This window comes from Oceanimonas baumannii, assembly GCF_002245495.1.
Classification (GTDB): Bacteria; Pseudomonadota; Gammaproteobacteria; order Enterobacterales; family Aeromonadaceae; genus Oceanimonas; species Oceanimonas baumannii.
The window spans coordinates 81,533-97,453 of record NZ_NQJF01000015.1; the positions used below are offsets into that span (position 1 = coordinate 81,533).

Annotated in this window: 15 protein-coding genes and 1 other RNA gene; 8 read left to right on the forward strand and 8 right to left on the reverse strand. The window is 55.0% G+C overall.

From position 1 onward, the window contains the following. Window positions 1-29 precede the first annotated feature (29 nt). A complete protein-coding gene (locus B6S09_RS16020) occupies window positions 30-764 on the forward strand; it encodes a 4'-phosphopantetheinyl transferase family protein (protein WP_094279499.1) in 735 nt (244 codons plus the stop codon). Here the strand turns inward: B6S09_RS16020 and katG are convergent. After that, window positions 730-2,886: a catalase/peroxidase HPI gene (gene katG, locus B6S09_RS16025; RefSeq protein ID WP_094279500.1), complete on the reverse strand. Its 2,157-nt coding sequence runs from the start codon at window positions 2,884-2,886 to the stop codon at window positions 730-732. The two genes, B6S09_RS16020 and katG, sit on opposite strands and share 35 nt — an antisense overlap. Before the next feature lie 305 nt (window positions 2,887-3,191). On the opposite strand from katG, the gene ggt reads away from it, so the two are divergent. Further along, window positions 3,192-4,934 (forward strand): gamma-glutamyltransferase, encoded by a 1,743-nt coding sequence (ggt, locus tag B6S09_RS16030; RefSeq protein WP_208321781.1) that lies wholly within the window; start codon window positions 3,192-3,194, stop codon window positions 4,932-4,934. A 70-nt stretch (window positions 4,935-5,004) separates the two neighbouring features. Here the strand turns inward: ggt and B6S09_RS16035 are convergent, their stop codons facing one another. After that, window positions 5,005-5,553, reverse strand: a complete 549-nt coding sequence (locus B6S09_RS16035; protein WP_094279501.1) for a rhodanese-like domain-containing protein — start codon at window positions 5,551-5,553, stop codon at window positions 5,005-5,007. A 14-nt stretch (window positions 5,554-5,567) separates the two neighbouring features. After that, the gene (locus tag B6S09_RS16040) at window positions 5,568-6,002 is read right to left on the reverse strand and encodes a DsrE family protein (protein ID WP_094279502.1); all 435 of its coding nucleotides are present in this window, start codon (window positions 6,000-6,002) and stop codon (window positions 5,568-5,570) included. Between the two features lie 143 nt (window positions 6,003-6,145). Between B6S09_RS16040 and B6S09_RS16045 the strand changes: the two genes are divergently transcribed. After that, window positions 6,146-6,511, forward strand: coding sequence for a glutathione S-transferase N-terminal domain-containing protein (locus B6S09_RS16045; RefSeq protein WP_094279503.1), 366 nt, complete (start codon window positions 6,146-6,148; stop codon window positions 6,509-6,511). Between the two features lie 266 nt (window positions 6,512-6,777). Here B6S09_RS16045 and B6S09_RS16055 read toward each other — a convergent pair whose 3' ends face one another. After that, window positions 6,778-7,599 carry an HD domain-containing protein gene (locus B6S09_RS16055; RefSeq protein WP_094279505.1) on the reverse strand — a complete coding sequence of 274 codons (822 nt, stop codon included), beginning with the start codon at window positions 7,597-7,599 and terminating at the stop codon, window positions 6,778-6,780. 80 nt (window positions 7,600-7,679) lie between these two features. On the opposite strand from B6S09_RS16055, the gene B6S09_RS16060 reads away from it, so the two are divergent. From B6S09_RS16060 to B6S09_RS16075, 4 genes are all read left to right on the forward strand, one after another. Continuing rightward, entirely contained in the window at window positions 7,680-8,063 is a 384-nt protein-coding gene (locus B6S09_RS16060; RefSeq protein ID WP_094279506.1) for a winged helix-turn-helix transcriptional regulator, read from the forward strand. A gap of 78 nt (window positions 8,064-8,141) precedes the next feature. Beyond that, complete coding sequence (locus tag B6S09_RS16065) at window positions 8,142-8,435, forward strand: hypothetical protein (RefSeq protein WP_094279507.1); 294 nt, start codon at window positions 8,142-8,144, stop codon at window positions 8,433-8,435. 179 nt (window positions 8,436-8,614) lie between these two features. Continuing rightward, on the forward strand, window positions 8,615-9,583 hold the full coding sequence (folE2, locus tag B6S09_RS16070) for a GTP cyclohydrolase FolE2 (protein WP_094279508.1): 969 nt from the start codon (window positions 8,615-8,617) through the stop codon (window positions 9,581-9,583). An 18-nt stretch (window positions 9,584-9,601) separates the two neighbouring features. Beyond that, window positions 9,602-10,897, forward strand: a complete 1,296-nt coding sequence (locus tag B6S09_RS16075) for a dihydroorotase (RefSeq protein ID WP_094279509.1) — start codon at window positions 9,602-9,604, stop codon at window positions 10,895-10,897. A 121-nt stretch (window positions 10,898-11,018) separates the two neighbouring features. Here the strand turns inward: B6S09_RS16075 and arsB are convergent, their stop codons facing one another. The 4 genes from arsB to B6S09_RS16095 form a co-directional block, all read right to left on the reverse strand. Then, complete coding sequence (arsB, locus tag B6S09_RS16080) at window positions 11,019-12,053, reverse strand: ACR3 family arsenite efflux transporter (RefSeq protein WP_094279510.1); 1,035 nt, start codon at window positions 12,051-12,053, stop codon at window positions 11,019-11,021. Between the two features lie 12 nt (window positions 12,054-12,065). Continuing rightward, window positions 12,066-12,785 (reverse strand): arsenical resistance protein ArsH, encoded by a 720-nt coding sequence (gene arsH / locus B6S09_RS16085; protein ID WP_094279511.1) that lies wholly within the window; start codon window positions 12,783-12,785, stop codon window positions 12,066-12,068. Window positions 12,786-13,745: 960 nt separating this feature from the next. Then, an RNA gene (ffs, locus tag B6S09_RS16090) (signal recognition particle sRNA small type) lies at window positions 13,746-13,843 on the reverse strand. A 91-nt stretch (window positions 13,844-13,934) separates the two neighbouring features. After that, window positions 13,935-15,662 (reverse strand): SLC13 family permease, encoded by a 1,728-nt coding sequence (locus tag B6S09_RS16095; RefSeq protein WP_094279512.1) that lies wholly within the window; start codon window positions 15,660-15,662, stop codon window positions 13,935-13,937. Between the two features lie 120 nt (window positions 15,663-15,782). On the opposite strand from B6S09_RS16095, the gene B6S09_RS18335 reads away from it, so the two are divergent. Further along, window positions 15,783-15,921: phosphoadenosine phosphosulfate reductase domain-containing protein (locus B6S09_RS18335; RefSeq protein ID WP_169713357.1), on the forward strand; the 139-nt coding region annotated here is incomplete at its 3' end.

Genomic DNA, 15,921 nt, shown 5'->3' on the forward strand with positions numbered 1-15,921 from the left:
CGGGGCGGCTTTTATTTTCAGGTTTCCCTGTGTTTACACTGACAAAAAGCCACTGGCCGTGCCTTGCCGGCACCACACTCGTCACCAGCCGGTTTCATCCTGTTGCCCTGACAGAAGCAGATTTTGCACGGCAGGGAATACCGTTCCCCCCTGCTCTGCAACAGGCCCTCCCCAAACGCCGCGCCGAGTTTATGGCCGGTCGTCTGTGCGCCGGCGAGGCCCTGTGGAGGCTGGGTGGCCAGCGGCAAATACCGGCCATGGGGCCGGCACGTGCGCCTTGCTGGCCGCCGGGATTTACCGGCAGCATCAGTCACAGCGACACTCATGCCGCCGCCCTGGTGGCCCGCTCTCAGGATTATGATGCCCTGGGGCTGGATATTGAGCCCTGCCTGACAGATGAAAAAGCCGCGGCCCTGATACCCGCCCTGCTTACCGCCAATGAACGGGCACGCCTGACCTCGTCCTCTTCCCGGCTGGGATACACCGTCACGCTGGTTTTTTCATTAAAGGAGAGCCTGTATAAGGCGTTGTATCCGTTAACAGGCCGGCATTTTTATTTTGAGGATGCGGAGGTCACCGCACTGGGTAATGGCCGTGCCCGCCTGCGTCTATTAACTCATTTAAACAAGCACTGGCCTGCAGGCACGCAAGTGAATGCCCTGTACTGCCGCCATGGTGAACAGCTGATGACGCTGGTGGCCATCGCGGCAGACAAGGACAAACGTTCAGTTAGGCATAAAGATCAAAACGATCCGCATTCATGACCTTGGTCCAGGCAGCCACAAAGTCGTGCACAAACTTGGCATGATTATCGTCCTGGGCGTAAACCTCTGCATAGGCCCGCAGCACTGAGTTGGAGCCAAACACCAGATCTGCCCGGCTGGCGGTCCATTTGACCTCATTACTTTGACGATCACGGATTTCATAGTGATCCCCGGCGGGTTGCCAGCGGTAATTCATGTCGGTGAGATGCACAAAAAAATCATTGGACAGCGTCCCTTCCCGGTCTGTGAATACCCCATGCCGGGTGCCGCCATGGTTGGTACCGAGCACCCGCATGCCGCCGATAAGGACCGTCATTTCCGGCGCACTTAACCCCATTAACTGCGTGCGATCCAGCAGCAACTCTTCGGCATTGACGGCGTAATCTTTTTTCAGCCAGTTACGGTAACCATCATGCACCGGCTCCAGCGGTTCAAACGATTCAGCATCGGTCATGTCGTCGGTGGCATCGCCCCGCCCCGGTGAAAACGGCACCTCCACCGTCACGCCGGCAGCAGCAGCAGCGCGCTCGATACCCACATTACCGGCCAGCACTATCACATCCGCCAGGCTGGCACCGCTGTCGGCAGCAATGGGCTCAAGCACATTCAGCACTTTATTCAGCCGTGCCGGCTCGTTACCTTCCCAGCTTCTTTGCGGCTCGAGGCGAATACGCGCCCCATTGGCTCCACCGCGCAGGTCGGAGCCACGGAAGGTTCTGGCGCTGTCCCAGGCGGTGGCCACCATTTCGCTGATGCTCAGGCCACTTTGTGCAATCTTGTCCTTGACGGCCTGCACCGGGTAACCGGTGGGACCTGCCGGTACCGGATCCTGCCAGATCAGGGGTTCGGCTGGAGCATCCGGGCCAATGTAGCGCGCTTTAGGGCCCATATCACGATGCGTTAACTTGAACCAGGCCCGGGCAAATACCTCGGAAAAATAGGCCTGGTCCCGGTAAAACCGTTCAGATATTTCGCGATAAACCGGATCGACCTTCATCGCCATATCGGCATCGGTCATTATCGGGTTCTGGCGGATGGACGGGTCTTCCACATCCACCGGCTTGTCTTCTTCCCTGATGTCTACCGGCTCCCACTGCCAGGCACCGGCCGGACTTTTCACCGACGTCCACTCATGATTAAGCAGCATATCGAAATAACCGTTGTCCCACACAGTGGGATGTGTGGTCCAGGCACCTTCCAGACCGCTGGTCACAGTGTTGCGGCCAATACCAGGACGGGTATGATTGTTCCAACCCAGGCCCTGCTCTTCCGGGGCCGCCGCTTCCGGTTCCGGCCCCAGTTCGGCAGCGTCGCCATTGCCATGGGTTTTACCCACGGTATGACCACCGGCGGTAAGGGCCACGGTTTCTTCGTCGTTCATGGCCATGCGTTTAAAGGTTTCGCGTATGTCCTGAGCGGTCTTCATCGGGTCAGGATTGCCGTCAACTCCTTCCGGGTTGACGTAAATCAGTCCCATCATCACTGCTGCCAGCGGGTTTTCCAGATCCCGCTCACCGGAATAACGGCTGCCCTCACTGCCACTGGGTGCCAGCCACTCTTGCTCGGCTCCCCAGTAAATGTCTTTTTCCGGATGCCAGATGTCTTCCCGGCCAAAGGCAAAACCAAAGGTTTTCAGACCCATCGACTCATAGGCAATGGTGCCGGCATAAGCAATCAGATCAGCCCAGCTCAGTTTGTTGCCATATTTCTTTTTAATTGGCCACAGCAACCGCCGGGCCTTGTCGAGGTTGGCATTATCAGGCCAGGAATTAAGGGGAGCAAAACGCTGGTTGCCGGTAGCGGCTCCACCCCGGCCATCGGCAATGCGGTAAGAGCCGGCAGCATGCCACGACAGCCGGATCATCAGGCCGCCATAATGCCCCCAGTCCGCCGGCCACCACGCCTGACTCTGGGTCATTAACTCGGTGAGATCTTGTTTCAGGGCAGAAAAATCAAGGGTTTTAACCTGCTCACGATAGTTAAAACCGGCATCCATCGGATTAGTCTTGGTATCGTGCTGATGCAAAATATCCAGGTTCAGCGTCTTGGGCCACCAACTCATATTCGACTGGCCGACTTCGGTCACTGCACCATGCATGACCGGGCATTTTTTGGCTGACATCATTCATCTCCTCTTATTGCCTGCCGGCAGCAAACCTTCCGGCAGGACGTTCGGGTTCGAATAAACTATTGACCATGACGGGCTGTTTTAATAATCGTTTGATTCTCTCTTTTTAATTACTCTTTCCTATCAATCCATCTATAACCACTTCCTGTCCCTGCTATACCTGATTTTCTTTTCATCTTTGTGAATGAAGATAATGAAAAATGTAATCGAAAGGTACTCATAAGAGTATTACACTCATCAGGCACCGGTGTCATGAAGCGACACCTTGTTAACAAGGCACTGAATGAAAAGGAGATATCATGATGACCCAGGCCTTGAGATCCGCTGTAACCCTGTCTTTACTCACGCTGAGCGTAACGCTGCAGGCTGCGCCTGCTGTCAGCACCGGCCATGGCGGTGCGGTCGCCACCATATCGGAGCAAGCCAGTCAGGCGGCTATCCATATTCTTGACAGTGGCGGCAATGCCATTGACGCCGCTGTTGCTGCGGCAGCGACCCTGGGGGTGACCGACCCCTTCAGCTGCGGCATTGGCGGCGGCGGTTTTATGCTTATCTATTCTGCCGCCGACGATAAGGTCATCAGTATTGACCACAGGGAAACGGCACCGGCGTATTTCAACGCCGGCATTTTCCAGCAGGATGGTGAAGCCATGGAGTGGGAGGACGTCGTACCCACCGGCATTTCCGTAGGCGTGCCCGGCACCGTTCTGGGCTGGCAGGAAGCACTGCACCGCTATGGCACCATGAGCTTTGAGCAGACCCTGGCTCCCGCCATTGAGGTGGCGGAAAAAGGTTTTACCCTCGGCGACAACTTTCATCGCATCGCCCAGAAAAACGAGCACAAGTTTTCCCGCTTTGAGCCCAGCCGCGAGTTGTACCTGAAAGACGGCAAAGCCCTGCCGGCAGGCAGTCACTTCCGCAACCCGGATCTGGCAGCCACCTATAAAGCCATTGCCAAAGGGGGCGCCGACGCCTTTTATGAAGGAGACATTGCCCGTGACATTGTGACTGCGGTCAACAAGCCACCGGTAGTGGATGGTGTGAAGGTACTGAGTGCTGCCATGACCCTGAATGATCTCAAAGATTACGAGATCCGTATTCGTCAGCCCATTCACTCCACATACCGGGGCTACGATGTATATGGCATGGCACCGCCGTCCAGTGGTGGTATTGCCATTGCTCAGGCACTGAACTTGCTGGAAACGGTAGATCTGTCAACCCGTTCCCGGGCAGAGGTAGAACACCTTTATCTGGAAGCATCACGCCTGGCCTTTGCCGATCGCAATGCCTATGTAGCCGATACCGAGTTTACCGATGTACCGGTGGAAGGCCTGTTGTCCAAAGAGTATGCGAAACACCGGGCGCCGCTGATGGAAAAACAGGCCGCCGGAAAACGGGAGCCGGGTGATCCTTTTGTCTATCAGAACGATCCCTCCGTGCCTCTGCGTCCGTCGTCTGCCACACTGATGCAGGAGTCGGCCCACACCACGCACCTGGCCGTGTCAGACCGCCACGGTAACGTGGTGGCATACACCTTTACCATTGAGGACTGGGGCGGCAGTGGCATTGTGGTGCCGGGCCGGGGCTTTCTGCTGAACAATGAGCTCACCGACTTTGACTTCAGCGCACCGCACCCCAATGTGGCCGAGGCCTATAAACGCCCCCGCTCCAGCATGAGTCCGACCATCGTCATGCGTGACGGCAAACCGGCCTTTACCATTGGCTCGCCCGGTGGCTCCACCATTATCACCACTGTGCTGCAAACCATGGTCAACCATGTTGATCTGGGTATGCCCCTGGCCGATGCCCTGGCGGCACCACGCATGAGTCAGCGCAACGGCGAGACCACCCTGGTAGAAACCATGTTTAACTTCCCGGGCAGCGAGCAGGCCAAAGCCCTGGAAGCCATGGGTCACCACTTTGCGGAAACCGATCAAATCGGTGCCGCCAATGGCATTGCCTTTAATAACGATGGCACCGTTACCGCGGTCAGCGAGCCTACCCGACACGGAGTGGGCACAGCGCTGGTACAAAAACAGTAATCCTGTTCAGACGCATATTTATCAAAAAACCGGCCCCGGCCGGTTTTTTATTGGTATTGAAATAGTCGGCTTATTGCGGCCGCTGCAGTTTGTCCGGGCTCAGACGCGGACTCCAGGGCAAACCTTCATTCTGCCAGCCATTAACCAGACGAAAACCGCTCTGCTCACCTTCTTTTATGCTGTCACCCTGAAAGCCATGCACCACGTAGCGGGCGTTGGTAAAGCCGTGTTCCTGCAAAAATTCGGCGCTGGGCAGCCCCCGTTCACTGCCGGAACGGCACATGGTGATAATGGTAGCGGTGTTATCCAGACCTCGTTCGGCCAGAGCGGCCTGGATCTGCTCAATAAACTGCGGGTTACGGAATAGCCGGAATCGTTGTTTGTCTTCATCCCACACGGTGCGATCCACCAGCAAATACGGGACGTTCAGGTCCACTTCGTTGGTGCCACCCACAAACATGATCTCCACCGGATCACGCACATCCACCAGCAATACCTGTTCATTGTCGCGGTTCTGCTCATAGGCTTGTTTGGCACTCAGGCCCAGCTCATCGGCCCCGGCATAAACGGGCAGCGCCATGCTCACTGCCAGCAGCGCCGGTGTTAAACGTTTCCACATAATTTCACTCCTTATTAAAAACTGAATACCCGCACATCGTCCGCCGTCATCATGGCAGCCATATTGGCCGGTGTGGCCACTTCAACCTGTTCGTGCAGATCGGCCTGAGTATATTCACTGTTGGGCAAATAAAGTGCGCACACGCTCACCTTGCCGCCCCCTTGCTGCAACTTGCCCATCAGTTGCTCCGGGGTAACATTTTTAGGCTTCAGTAGCGCACTGCTGTATCCATTAATGGCCAGATCCCCGGCCTTGTCACACAGCAGTACGTTAACTTCACTGCCCTGCTGTTGCATGGCATTACCCAGCACCATGGCCATGCCCTGTACCTGAGGGGCTGCACTGGTCACCAGCAGTAATACCTTTGACTCCGCTGCCTGTGCCGCGCCGGCGGCCGTGATACCGGCCCCCAAAGTCAATGCGGCCAGTGTGTTTTTTCCTTTTGCCATCTCGAACACTCCTTTTTTAAGACAACCCTAATATAAGGTTATTCTTATGTAAGTAAAGAGTGTTTTCATGAACACGCCTGAAGGGCGAACCTGGCTGCCCTTTCAGTTACAATCCCTGCTTTTCATCATTAAGGAAGAGCAACATGTTGGTAAAACTGTTACGTAATGGCGTAGGTGGCATTTTTCAGGTAGGTGACCTTATTACCCGCCCGGCCAAGATGAAGCGATTGCCGGAAGCCCAGCAGCAGGTTGAGCAGGACTGCCAGCAGCTGGCGCTTTATCAGCTGCCCCGCTGCCCGTTCTGCATCAAAGTGCGCCGGGCCATGCACAAACTGAACCTGCCCATTGAAACCCGCAATGTAAACCCCGGTTCAGCCCACAGAGATGAGCTGCAGGCCGGTGGCGGCCGGGTGAAGTCTCCCTGCCTGCGCATTGAGGAAAACGGCGAAACCCGCTGGATGTATGAATCCAACGACATTATCGCCTATCTGCAGCAGCGCTTTGGATGAATCTCGTTTCATCACACACCGCCTTGTTTACGCCTTGAGCGTCAGGCAACCAGCGAGCATCGGACTGACTGTTCGATGCTTTTATTTTTAAATGGCATTCACCAGTATGTTCCCTATGACGGCTATGTCGATTTGGGCCGTTTTACCATCTTTGATCTTGCTGAAACCCGTATCGCAAAAGGGGCTGCCTCCCTGCTGTTTCCACATACCAGGCAGGCTTCAGCTACAAATTGTCTGCCATCATTTTTCGAGTTTTCACCGCTTTTTCAAAGTGATCCAGCTGATGAGTTTGAATTCGCAATGTGGCTCGCATGACCTGATCCGTTGTATTGATTGAGCGGGTTTTTATCCACCAGTGCAGGAAAGCCAAGTTTGTTTAACATCCCAGCATGGCTGCATGAATGATGTGGCAGCTGATGCATGGTGGTCTTAATGTCTTCGGCAAAGCCAGTGCGTGGATAACGTTTATGAATGGTAACGAGCTCGTTGGGTGTAAGCCAGAAGTGGTAAGCGCCGATCACGTCCATATGCGCTCCAGTTTTTAATAAAAAGGCTTCATGGTTATGCTGTGATCGGTCCAGCCAAGGGTTAAGGTGCAAGCTGATGGCCTCATACACCTGCTCTGCAAACGATAACGGGCGCTGTGTTTGGCAAAAATCATAGGCCTCGCGCGCACCGACGACCTGAAATGCCGTTGTTTGCAACTGTGACTGACAGCCCTCAGTCAGCCCTAAATCGTGCATCATACTGGCGCTGTACAGCACTTCTTCATCAAACTCCAACTTAAACGCCTGCCCTAAAACCCAGCCAAATGCCCAGGTACGCAGACAATGCAACGTCATCACAGTCGACTGCTGATGATTAACATAGTCATCGACTTCAGCAGTCCAGGCAGTATCAGGCACTTTAAGTTGATTCAAATCCACCCAGCGTCGCTTCGCCGCCGGTTTCAGCCAATACAGCCAACGCTGCAGAGTTTCATGCAGCTGCGTTTGTACCAACATGCGCATAAGCTGGCGTTTTTCTGAGCTATTCAGCAGACCATGGCTGCGCTCACTCCATCGATATGACCCTAGCTTGGCACTCATCACCACCTCACTTTCAAATTTAAAGTCACTAGAGACTAGCAAGCTTTCAATTTGAAAGTCACTGATCTATGATCCACAGAATGAACGAGACTCAAATCTGCCCACTGGCACAAGCGCTGGATATTATTGGTGATCGCTGGACCTTATTGGTCGTGCGCGATTTACTGCAAGGAAAATCACGCTACAACGAGTTCAGCCACAGTGCTGAAAACATTCCAACCAATATTCTTGCCAACCGCCTAAAACGCTTATTAGAGCAAGGGCTAGTCAAAAAAACGGCGTATCAGCAGCGTCCCGTGCGCTACCAATACCACCTCACTGCCAAAGGAGCGGGCCTGCTGCCGGTCATCCAGCAGCTGGCCCAGTGGTCGCAGCAGCATTACCCACAGTGCAAGAATATCCCAGCTGAGTTCTTTCAATTAACGGTTAAGCAAGCACTGCAACATCAACGCAGCGAGCCATAAGGTTTTCTGAGCAGACTGATGGCTTTCCCATACCGGGCCGGATCTGATTTACCAACACCGACAACGCCGGAACGAAGGATGAACGCAGAACGCCTGGCCGATTATCTTGTATCCGGTGCAGGACAAGCTGCTCTGAAACGGGCAAACCAGCCTGCCGGCCATACCTGGATTTATCCGGCCAGAACCAACCTGACGAATGGCCGGAGCTCTCCCCCAGTAGTGCAGGAGCATCAGCTATTAAAAAACTGCCCGGGCATTTGGTGCTCTAATGCCCGGGCAGGCACAAGTAAACAACTTCCTTCTCCTTTTCATATCCACGCTGCACAGCGCCAACTGATCATCATCCCCGACATTTATCCGCCATTCCGGTAACGGGTTCTCATCACAATCAATGTGTTATAACATAACAAAACATAATCCACCCGGGTTATTCCTCGGAATCCTTCTCCGGTGCTCCGGGAACCCATGGGTGGAATTCAACACAGGCACTTTCACTGCTTGGTCACCGGCCGTCAGAGAAGGCGCCCTCATTGCACCAAGATAGGCTTAGCATGAACAGAGATCTGCCGGACGTGGCCGCTACCGAAACCCCTTCCATTCAGGCTCCATTGCAATGGGTTGGCATGAGCAGAATTGATATTCCCTTTCATCTGGCCGAGCCAGGCTGCCCGGGGCCGGTCCACGCCATGGCTGATGTTCAGGTCAATCTGCCGGCGGCTACGATCAAGGGCATACACATGTCTCGTATTTACCGGATGCTGGATGACCTCTCTCGCCAGACGGCAATAACACCATCACACCTCGAAACCCTGCTCGGGCAGATGGTTGAAAGCCATCGAGACTGTGAGACTGACAGCGCCAGAGTCATACTGAATTTCAATCTTCTGGTCAGACGACCAGCACTGAAGACACCCGAGCTGGCGGGCTGGAAGTCTTATCCGGCCAGACTTGAAGCAACGCTGGCACGGGGCCACTTCTCACTGGAAGCACGGGTCCAGGTGGAGTACTCCTCCACCTGCCCCTGCTCGGCCGCCTTGTCCAGACAACTCGTGGCTCGGGGATTCAGGGAGCACTTCCCTGGCGATAAAGCAGTCACGACCGACGAGGTCACAGCCTGGCTGAAGCAACATGCCACCCTGGCCACACCGCACAGTCAGCGCAGCGAAGCCCAGGTCACCGTCACCCTTGCCTCAAACGCTCCGGATTTCGGCCTGATGCCTCTCATTGATCAAATAGAAGAAGTGCTGACCACCCCCGTACAGACTGCAGTGAAACGAGCCGATGAACAGGCGTTTGCCTGGCTGAACGGCCAGAACCTGATGTACGTGGAAGACGCTGCACGCCGCATTCAGCATGCACTCCTTAAGCCATATGCAACTGCCCTGGTCCACGTCAGACATCTGGAAAGCCTGCATTCCCATGATGCGGTGGCCTCGGCCAACGGCAATGTTTCCAGCGCCCGCTTTTATACAGAGGAGCCAGACAGCAGGCATAACCCGATCCCACAAAACTCTGATTGATATGGAAGCGAACATAAGATGAAACATGCAGACCTGTTGATTCTGGGGGGCACCGTAATAACCCCCAATGGCACCGAACAAATCGACATTGCCAGCCGGAATGGCAACATCGTGGCACTGGGCGCGTTGCAGGGCGAGTGGAGTGCTGATACCAGTCTGTATGCCCGTGGGCTGCATGTTCTGCCCGGGATCATTGACAGCCAGGTTCACTTCCGCGAGCCCGGACTGACCCATAAGGAAGATCTTGAAGCCGGTACCCGAGGTGCGGTCCTGGGCGGTGTCACCGCCGTTTTCGACATGCCCAATACCCATCCACTAACGCTGTGGGAAGCGGATCTTCAGGCCAAGCTGGATGCCGCACAACACCGCGCCTGGTGCGATTATGCCTTCTATATCGGCGGCTCGGCGGTCAACGCCGAACAGTTGCAGAACCTGGAAAATCTGCCCGGTTGCGCCGGCGTCAAGGTCTTCATGGGCAGCTCTTTTGGCGACCTGCTGGCGGATGAAGACGCCGTGTTACGCAAGATCCTGCAACATGGCCGCCGGCGAATGGCCATACATGCCGAAGACGAAGCACGTCTGCGGGAACGCAAGGCGATCGTTGAGGCCAGCGGCAACCTGTTACAACATCACGAATGGCGTGATGTTGAAAGCGCCCTCAAGGCCACTCGGCGCATAGTAGCCCTGGCCGAGGAGAGCGGTCGCCGCCTGCATATACTGCATGTCTCCACTGCCGAAGAAATGCAGTTCCTGGCCGAATTCAAGCACCGGATAAGCGTGGAAGTAACTCCTCATCACCTGACCCTGGCAGCACCGGATTGCTACAGGCATCTGGGCAGCCTGGCACAGATGAATCCACCGGTTCGAGCACAACATCACCAGGACGCCTTATGGCAGGCCGTTCGCGAGGGCGTTGTCGATGTGATCGGCAGCGACCATGCTCCCCACACCCGGGAAGAAAAAGCCCAACCCTATCCACGCTCCCCCAGTGGCATGACCGGAGTACAGACTCTGTTGCCCATTATGCTGGATCACGTCAATGCAGGTCGCCTCAGCCTGCAGCGGCTGGTTGATCTGGCCGCTCAACGAACCATCAGCAACGACTGGATTGCCAGCCGCAGTGGCTGGACTCCCTACGATGGCAAATCCATCACGGGCTGGCCGATACATACCGTGGTTCGTGGGCAAATAGTGGTACGGGATGAGCAACTGACCGGCATCGCAGGTGGTCAGGCCATACGCTTCCTTGAAACACCGGAAGGTATACCCGCACGGCCTGCACGCTCTCATTCGCAGAGAAAAATCATGCCATAAGAAGTCGCTCCCAGAATATCCGCTTCACCACTGAACTCCTAACTCAATGAATGCCCGAATCCCATCATCAACGGCAAGCGACCAGCTCGCTGAGGCAAAGCAGACATAATCAGTCTTCTCGTTAGGAGCCCCCACCTGAGTGGGTATACCAGGAGCTGGTTTTATTGACGAAATAGACCAGAGACAGCATAACCGGCACTTCTACCAGCACTCCCACCACAGTGGCCAGGGCTGCACCAGAGTGCAGTCCAAACAGGGAAATGGCCACTGCTACCGCCAGCTCGAAAAAGTTGGAGGTACCAATCAGGCAGGCCGGGCCGGCTACGTTGTGCGGCAGGCGCAACCAGCGGGCCGCACCGTAGGCAATGAGGAAAATACCATAGGTCTGGATCAGCAGCGGAATGGCAATCAGCACTATGGTCTGCGGTTGTGCCAGCAGGGTTTCTGCCTGAAAGCCAAACAGCAGCACCACGGTGGCCAGCAGTCCCAGCACCGACCAGGGCTTGAGCCGGTGCAGAAAATGGTCAAGACGCGCGCCATCGCCCTTGCGCTCCAGCCGGTGACGGGTCCAGGCACCGGCCAGCAGCGGCAATAACACATAGAGCACCACCGACAGCAACAACGTTTGCCATGGCACCTGAATATCACTGACCCCCAGCAGAAAGGCGGCAATCGGGGCAAAGGCGAAAATCATGATGATGTCGTTCACCGACACCTGCACCAGGGTATAGTTGGGATCCCCCTTGGTCAGCTGGCTCCAGACAAACACCATGGCGGTACAGGGTGCCACGCCCAGCAGGATCATGCCGGCAATGTATTCCCCGGCGGTATTAGGGTCCACCCAGTCTGCAAAAAACACGCGAAAAAACAGCCAGCCCAAGGCCGCCATGGTAAAGGGCTTAATCAGCCAGTTGACAACCAGGGTCAACAGCAACCCTTTGGGTTTTTTGCCTACATCCCTGATAGCGCGGAAGTCTATCTGTACCATCATGGGGTAGATCATCACCCAGATAAGCACCGCCACTACCAGGTTAACGTGGGCAAACTCCAGCCGGGCGATGGCCCCAAACACATCGGGCACCAGGCTGCCCAGTGTTACGCCGGATACAATGCAAAGCGCGACCCAGAGTGACAGATAACGTTCAAACATTCCCATATCTTAAGGCCCCTAGATCGCACGCTGGTTAACACGTGCAGCGAGTTGCTCGGCACTTTCCACTCGTTCCGAGTAGCGGTTGGTGAGGTAATCACTGCAGCCCCGGGCCAGCAGAGTGAATTTCATCAGCTCCTCCATGACATCGACAATGCGGTTGTAATAGGCGGAGGGCTTCATGCGGTCATTGTCATCAAACTCCAGGTATGCCTTGGCCACCGATGACTGGTTGGGAATCGTGAGCATGCGCATCCACCGCCCCAATATTCGCATCTGGTTAACGGTATTAAAACTCTGGGCCCCCCCGCAGACCTGCATCACGGCCAGGGTTTTACCCTGCGTTGGCCGAACCGCGCCAAGACTGAGAGGGATCCAATCGATCTGAGTTTTCATAATGGAGGTCATGGCACCATGACGCTCCGGTGAACACCAGACCATGCCTTCACACCACTGCACCAGCTTACGCAGCTCTTGCACCTTGGGATGCTGTTCATCTGTATCATCTGGCATGGGCAACCCCTTGGGATTGAAAATACGAATGTCTGCACCCATTTCCTGCAATAATCGTGCAGCTTCTTCAGTTACCAGGCGGCTGAAAGATCGTTCACGTAGAGAGCCATATAGCAGCAGTATCCTGGGAGCATGGTTCACTCCGGTAACCGCCAGTGCCTTGCTATCAGGAACTAGAAAGTGCCTAGCATCCAGGTTGGGCAAATCTTTGATGGCTTTATTCATTAAACCGTTTCCTTTTCACAGCGGCAGCCTTCCGGTAAAAGCTGCTCGTTCATGTGGTGAAGCCATGGCAGGGCTCCTTCAAACCCGGGCACCAGGCTTACGGGCATTTCTCAGATCCGAATGCATCCGCCCATTGAGGGGGCGTCGATAAAACCCCATTGGACCAGGCACCCTCAGCAGTGCAATATCTTCACCCCGGCATTGACCTTTTAGCTGCTCAGCAGTACAAGAAATCACTTCAAGACCGCATGATGCGTACGAGCACTGCTGGCTTTGGGGCTGGGCTGGAAAGTCCCTGACCATTACCGCCATCAAGCCGTTGACAGCATGCTTGAAGCAAAAGTGCTTCCCTCATTTTCGAACGGGCCAAATTGGCCGGACAGACAAAACTTTGCTATTACCGACTCACCTGTATCTGGCACACTCTACATACGAAAAAACGCATATTCAATAAATGATATATGCTTTTTCCCATATATAAAAAACGAGAGTAGAAACAAAACGACGAGGCCCTCACCACCAGAGCTGACGACAGGTTCCTCTCCTGCAATATCTGAAAAAACTGCGCCTGACCAGGCGCCCGGGAGTTTGGTGTGCCTCCGCAAAGCAGCGTGGGGTATCCAGGCTATGTTTGCAAGGGAAGACCCATCTCTGCCAACCACTTGTCACTTATCGCCCTTCATTCATTTCGGCAAAGCTGTTACTACTCACCCGAACTGTCGACGAAGTGCTTTTTGAGCGGCCGTACGGCACACTCTGGTGATAGCTAATATCAAGTTAAGATTCATCTTGGACTAGCAAGCAGAAAGCCATCTTTAACTACACAGAGTTTTAAGCGGCGCCGACGAACAAATATTTCCATCATCTGTTGCTACACTACAAAAACTTAGACGATGACACCTTGTGGTGAAGATTTGTCAGCTTATGGTGGGAACTACAAGAAAAGTAATTGGAGGTGGCGCCCGCCAGCCACATCCCGGCACTCGAAGCTCCTTGCCGTGGCTGCTCCCTTCCGGGCCTGACCAGGTAGACAAGGTTTCGATGCGGGAGGACCAACGGGGCCACCATCGAAGCGCCGCCAGTCTAGCAAAACGGCTTTTCATTGCAATAGCTTGTGAACCAACTGCGGGTTTATTGGCCGATTCCCCCTTAAAACGGAAAATACAGCGGTACCAGTACCAACACGCCAGCACTGTAGAGCACACTCACGGGCAGGCCGGCCTTGATATAGTCGGTCACCCGGTAACGCCCCGGGGAATACACCATCAGGTGGGTCTGGTAACCAAAAGGCACCAGAAAACAGGCACTGGCACCAAAAGCCACCGCCATGATAAAGGGCATGGGATCCACGCCAAAACCCTGCGCCGTAGACAGGCCAATAGGAAAAGCCAGTGCTGCGGCGGCATTGTTGGTCACGGTTTCGGTTAGTAACAGAGTAATGAGGTAAACCCCCACAAAGGCTCCCATTACGCCATAGCCACTGAATACACTGTGCATGGTCTCCGCCACCAGCGCTGCCGCGCCCGAGCTTTCCAACGCTCTGGCCACGGTGAGCGCCGAGCCAATCACCATCATCAGCTCAAACGGAAAACGCCGGCGCAGCTCAGACAAGGTAAGAATGCGCGTCAGCAGCAGGGCTGCCAGTAACAACAACAAGCCATTCAGCAATGGCAACAGACCAAAAGCGGCCATGCCGATCACCAACCCAAAGCCGCTAAACGCAAACAGGCTCTGACGGGCGCTGAGCCGGGGCCGCTGCAGACTGTTACTGAGCAGATGAAAGTTGCGATCCAGATTCCGGTGTTGTTTAAAGTCCGGCCCCACCGCCAGCAACATGCTGTCCCCTACCCTGAGCGGTATTTTGCCAAGGGTACCGTAAAGCCTCCGTCCGCCACGGCGAATACCCACCACACCGGCATTGAACATGGTACGAAAGTCCACTTCCTGCAGGGTCCGGTTAGCCAGTTCCGATTCGTTGGAAATCACCACTTCCACCAGGTTGGACGCCAGCAGCCGGTCGGCACCGTTGCCAAACAACTGCAGGCCGGAAAATTGCTGCAGCGCCTGTACCTTTTCCACTTCACCGGTAAACACCAGTACATCACCGGCTTCTAGCACTTCATCGGGAGAGACCGGGCTTATCAGCCGATCGTGGCGGGATATTTCCAGCAAAAAAAGACCGTTCAGCCGCCGCAGGCCATTTTCTTCAATGCTGCGCCCCACCAGTGGTGAGCCGGCTTCCAGCCTGGCTTCCAAAAAGTAGGCTTGAGCACTCTCGTTGCTTGGCAACTGATGAGCCGGCAAAAATCGCCGGCTGAACAACAGCCCCATCAGACACAGCACCGCTACCGGCAGCCCGACCAGGGTAAACTCAAACATTCCCAGTGCCGGCAAACCGGCGTTCACCACAAACGAATTCACCACCAGATTGGTGGATGTGCCAACCAGTGTCGTAATGCCGCCGAGCACAGAGGCAAACGACAGCGGAATCAGCAAACGGGAGGGAGCAATGTAGCGCTGACGGGAGATCACCCCCAGTAACGAGCCGACCACAGCGGTGTTATTAAGAAAAGCAGAGAGCCCGGCGGTCAGCCCCATCAGCCGGAGGCTTGCCCGCCACTCCTTGCCCTGCAACAGGGAGTCAGACAAACGCTCAAGCAGTGGAGAACGCTCCAGTGCCAGAGATACTAACATCAGCACCAGCAGGGTGATCAGCGCCGGGTTGGAGAAACTGGCCAGCATGGCCTGCTCGCTGATCACGCCAGAAATGACATAGCCTACGGCCCAGCCGCTGAACAGCACCGCCGGTGCAATCCGGCCATGAATAAGCAACCCCAGCAGGATACCAATGGATGCTAATACCAAATACGCTGACATATATAACCACTCGCTCTTTAGCAGGGGTATCATTGTATGCATATATCAAATAAACTGAATACATAGATCTTCTATAACATTTTGTTATTAGCATAATCCAAAGGCGAGAACAGTATCATTATGAATCTGACGCACCTGCAACGGCTGGAAGCCGAAAGTATTCACATTATGCGGGAAGTGGTGGCCGAGGCCGATAACCCGGTCATGCTCTACTCCATTGGTAAAGACAGCGCCGTGATGCTGCACCTGGCCATGAAGG

What these genes read in the sequence shown, in the direction of transcription:
- katG (WP_094279500.1), bottom strand. Translation starts at nt 2,886, where the DNA reads ATGTCAGCCAAAAAATGCCCGGTCATGCATGGTGCAGTGACCGAAGTC.
- ggt (WP_208321781.1), top strand. Translation starts at nt 3,192, where the DNA reads ATGATGACCCAGGCCTTGAGATCCGCTGTAACCCTGTCTTTACTCACG.
- B6S09_RS16035 (WP_094279501.1), bottom strand. Translation starts at nt 5,553, where the DNA reads ATGTGGAAACGTTTAACACCGGCGCTGCTGGCAGTGAGCATGGCGCTG.
- B6S09_RS16040 (WP_094279502.1), bottom strand. Translation starts at nt 6,002, where the DNA reads ATGGCAAAAGGAAAAAACACACTGGCCGCATTGACTTTGGGGGCCGGT.
- B6S09_RS16045 (WP_094279503.1), top strand. Translation starts at nt 6,146, where the DNA reads ATGTTGGTAAAACTGTTACGTAATGGCGTAGGTGGCATTTTTCAGGTA.
- B6S09_RS16055 (WP_094279505.1), bottom strand. Translation starts at nt 7,599, where the DNA reads ATGAGTGCCAAGCTAGGGTCATATCGATGGAGTGAGCGCAGCCATGGT.
- B6S09_RS16060 (WP_094279506.1), top strand. Translation starts at nt 7,680, where the DNA reads ATGAACGAGACTCAAATCTGCCCACTGGCACAAGCGCTGGATATTATT.
- B6S09_RS16065 (WP_094279507.1), top strand. Translation starts at nt 8,142, where the DNA reads ATGAACGCAGAACGCCTGGCCGATTATCTTGTATCCGGTGCAGGACAA.
- folE2 (WP_094279508.1), top strand. Translation starts at nt 8,615, where the DNA reads ATGAACAGAGATCTGCCGGACGTGGCCGCTACCGAAACCCCTTCCATT.
- B6S09_RS16075 (WP_094279509.1), top strand. Translation starts at nt 9,602, where the DNA reads ATGAAACATGCAGACCTGTTGATTCTGGGGGGCACCGTAATAACCCCC.
- arsB (WP_094279510.1), bottom strand. Translation starts at nt 12,053, where the DNA reads ATGGGAATGTTTGAACGTTATCTGTCACTCTGGGTCGCGCTTTGCATT.
- arsH (WP_094279511.1), bottom strand. Translation starts at nt 12,785, where the DNA reads ATGAATAAAGCCATCAAAGATTTGCCCAACCTGGATGCTAGGCACTTT.
- B6S09_RS16095 (WP_094279512.1), bottom strand. Translation starts at nt 15,662, where the DNA reads ATGTCAGCGTATTTGGTATTAGCATCCATTGGTATCCTGCTGGGGTTG.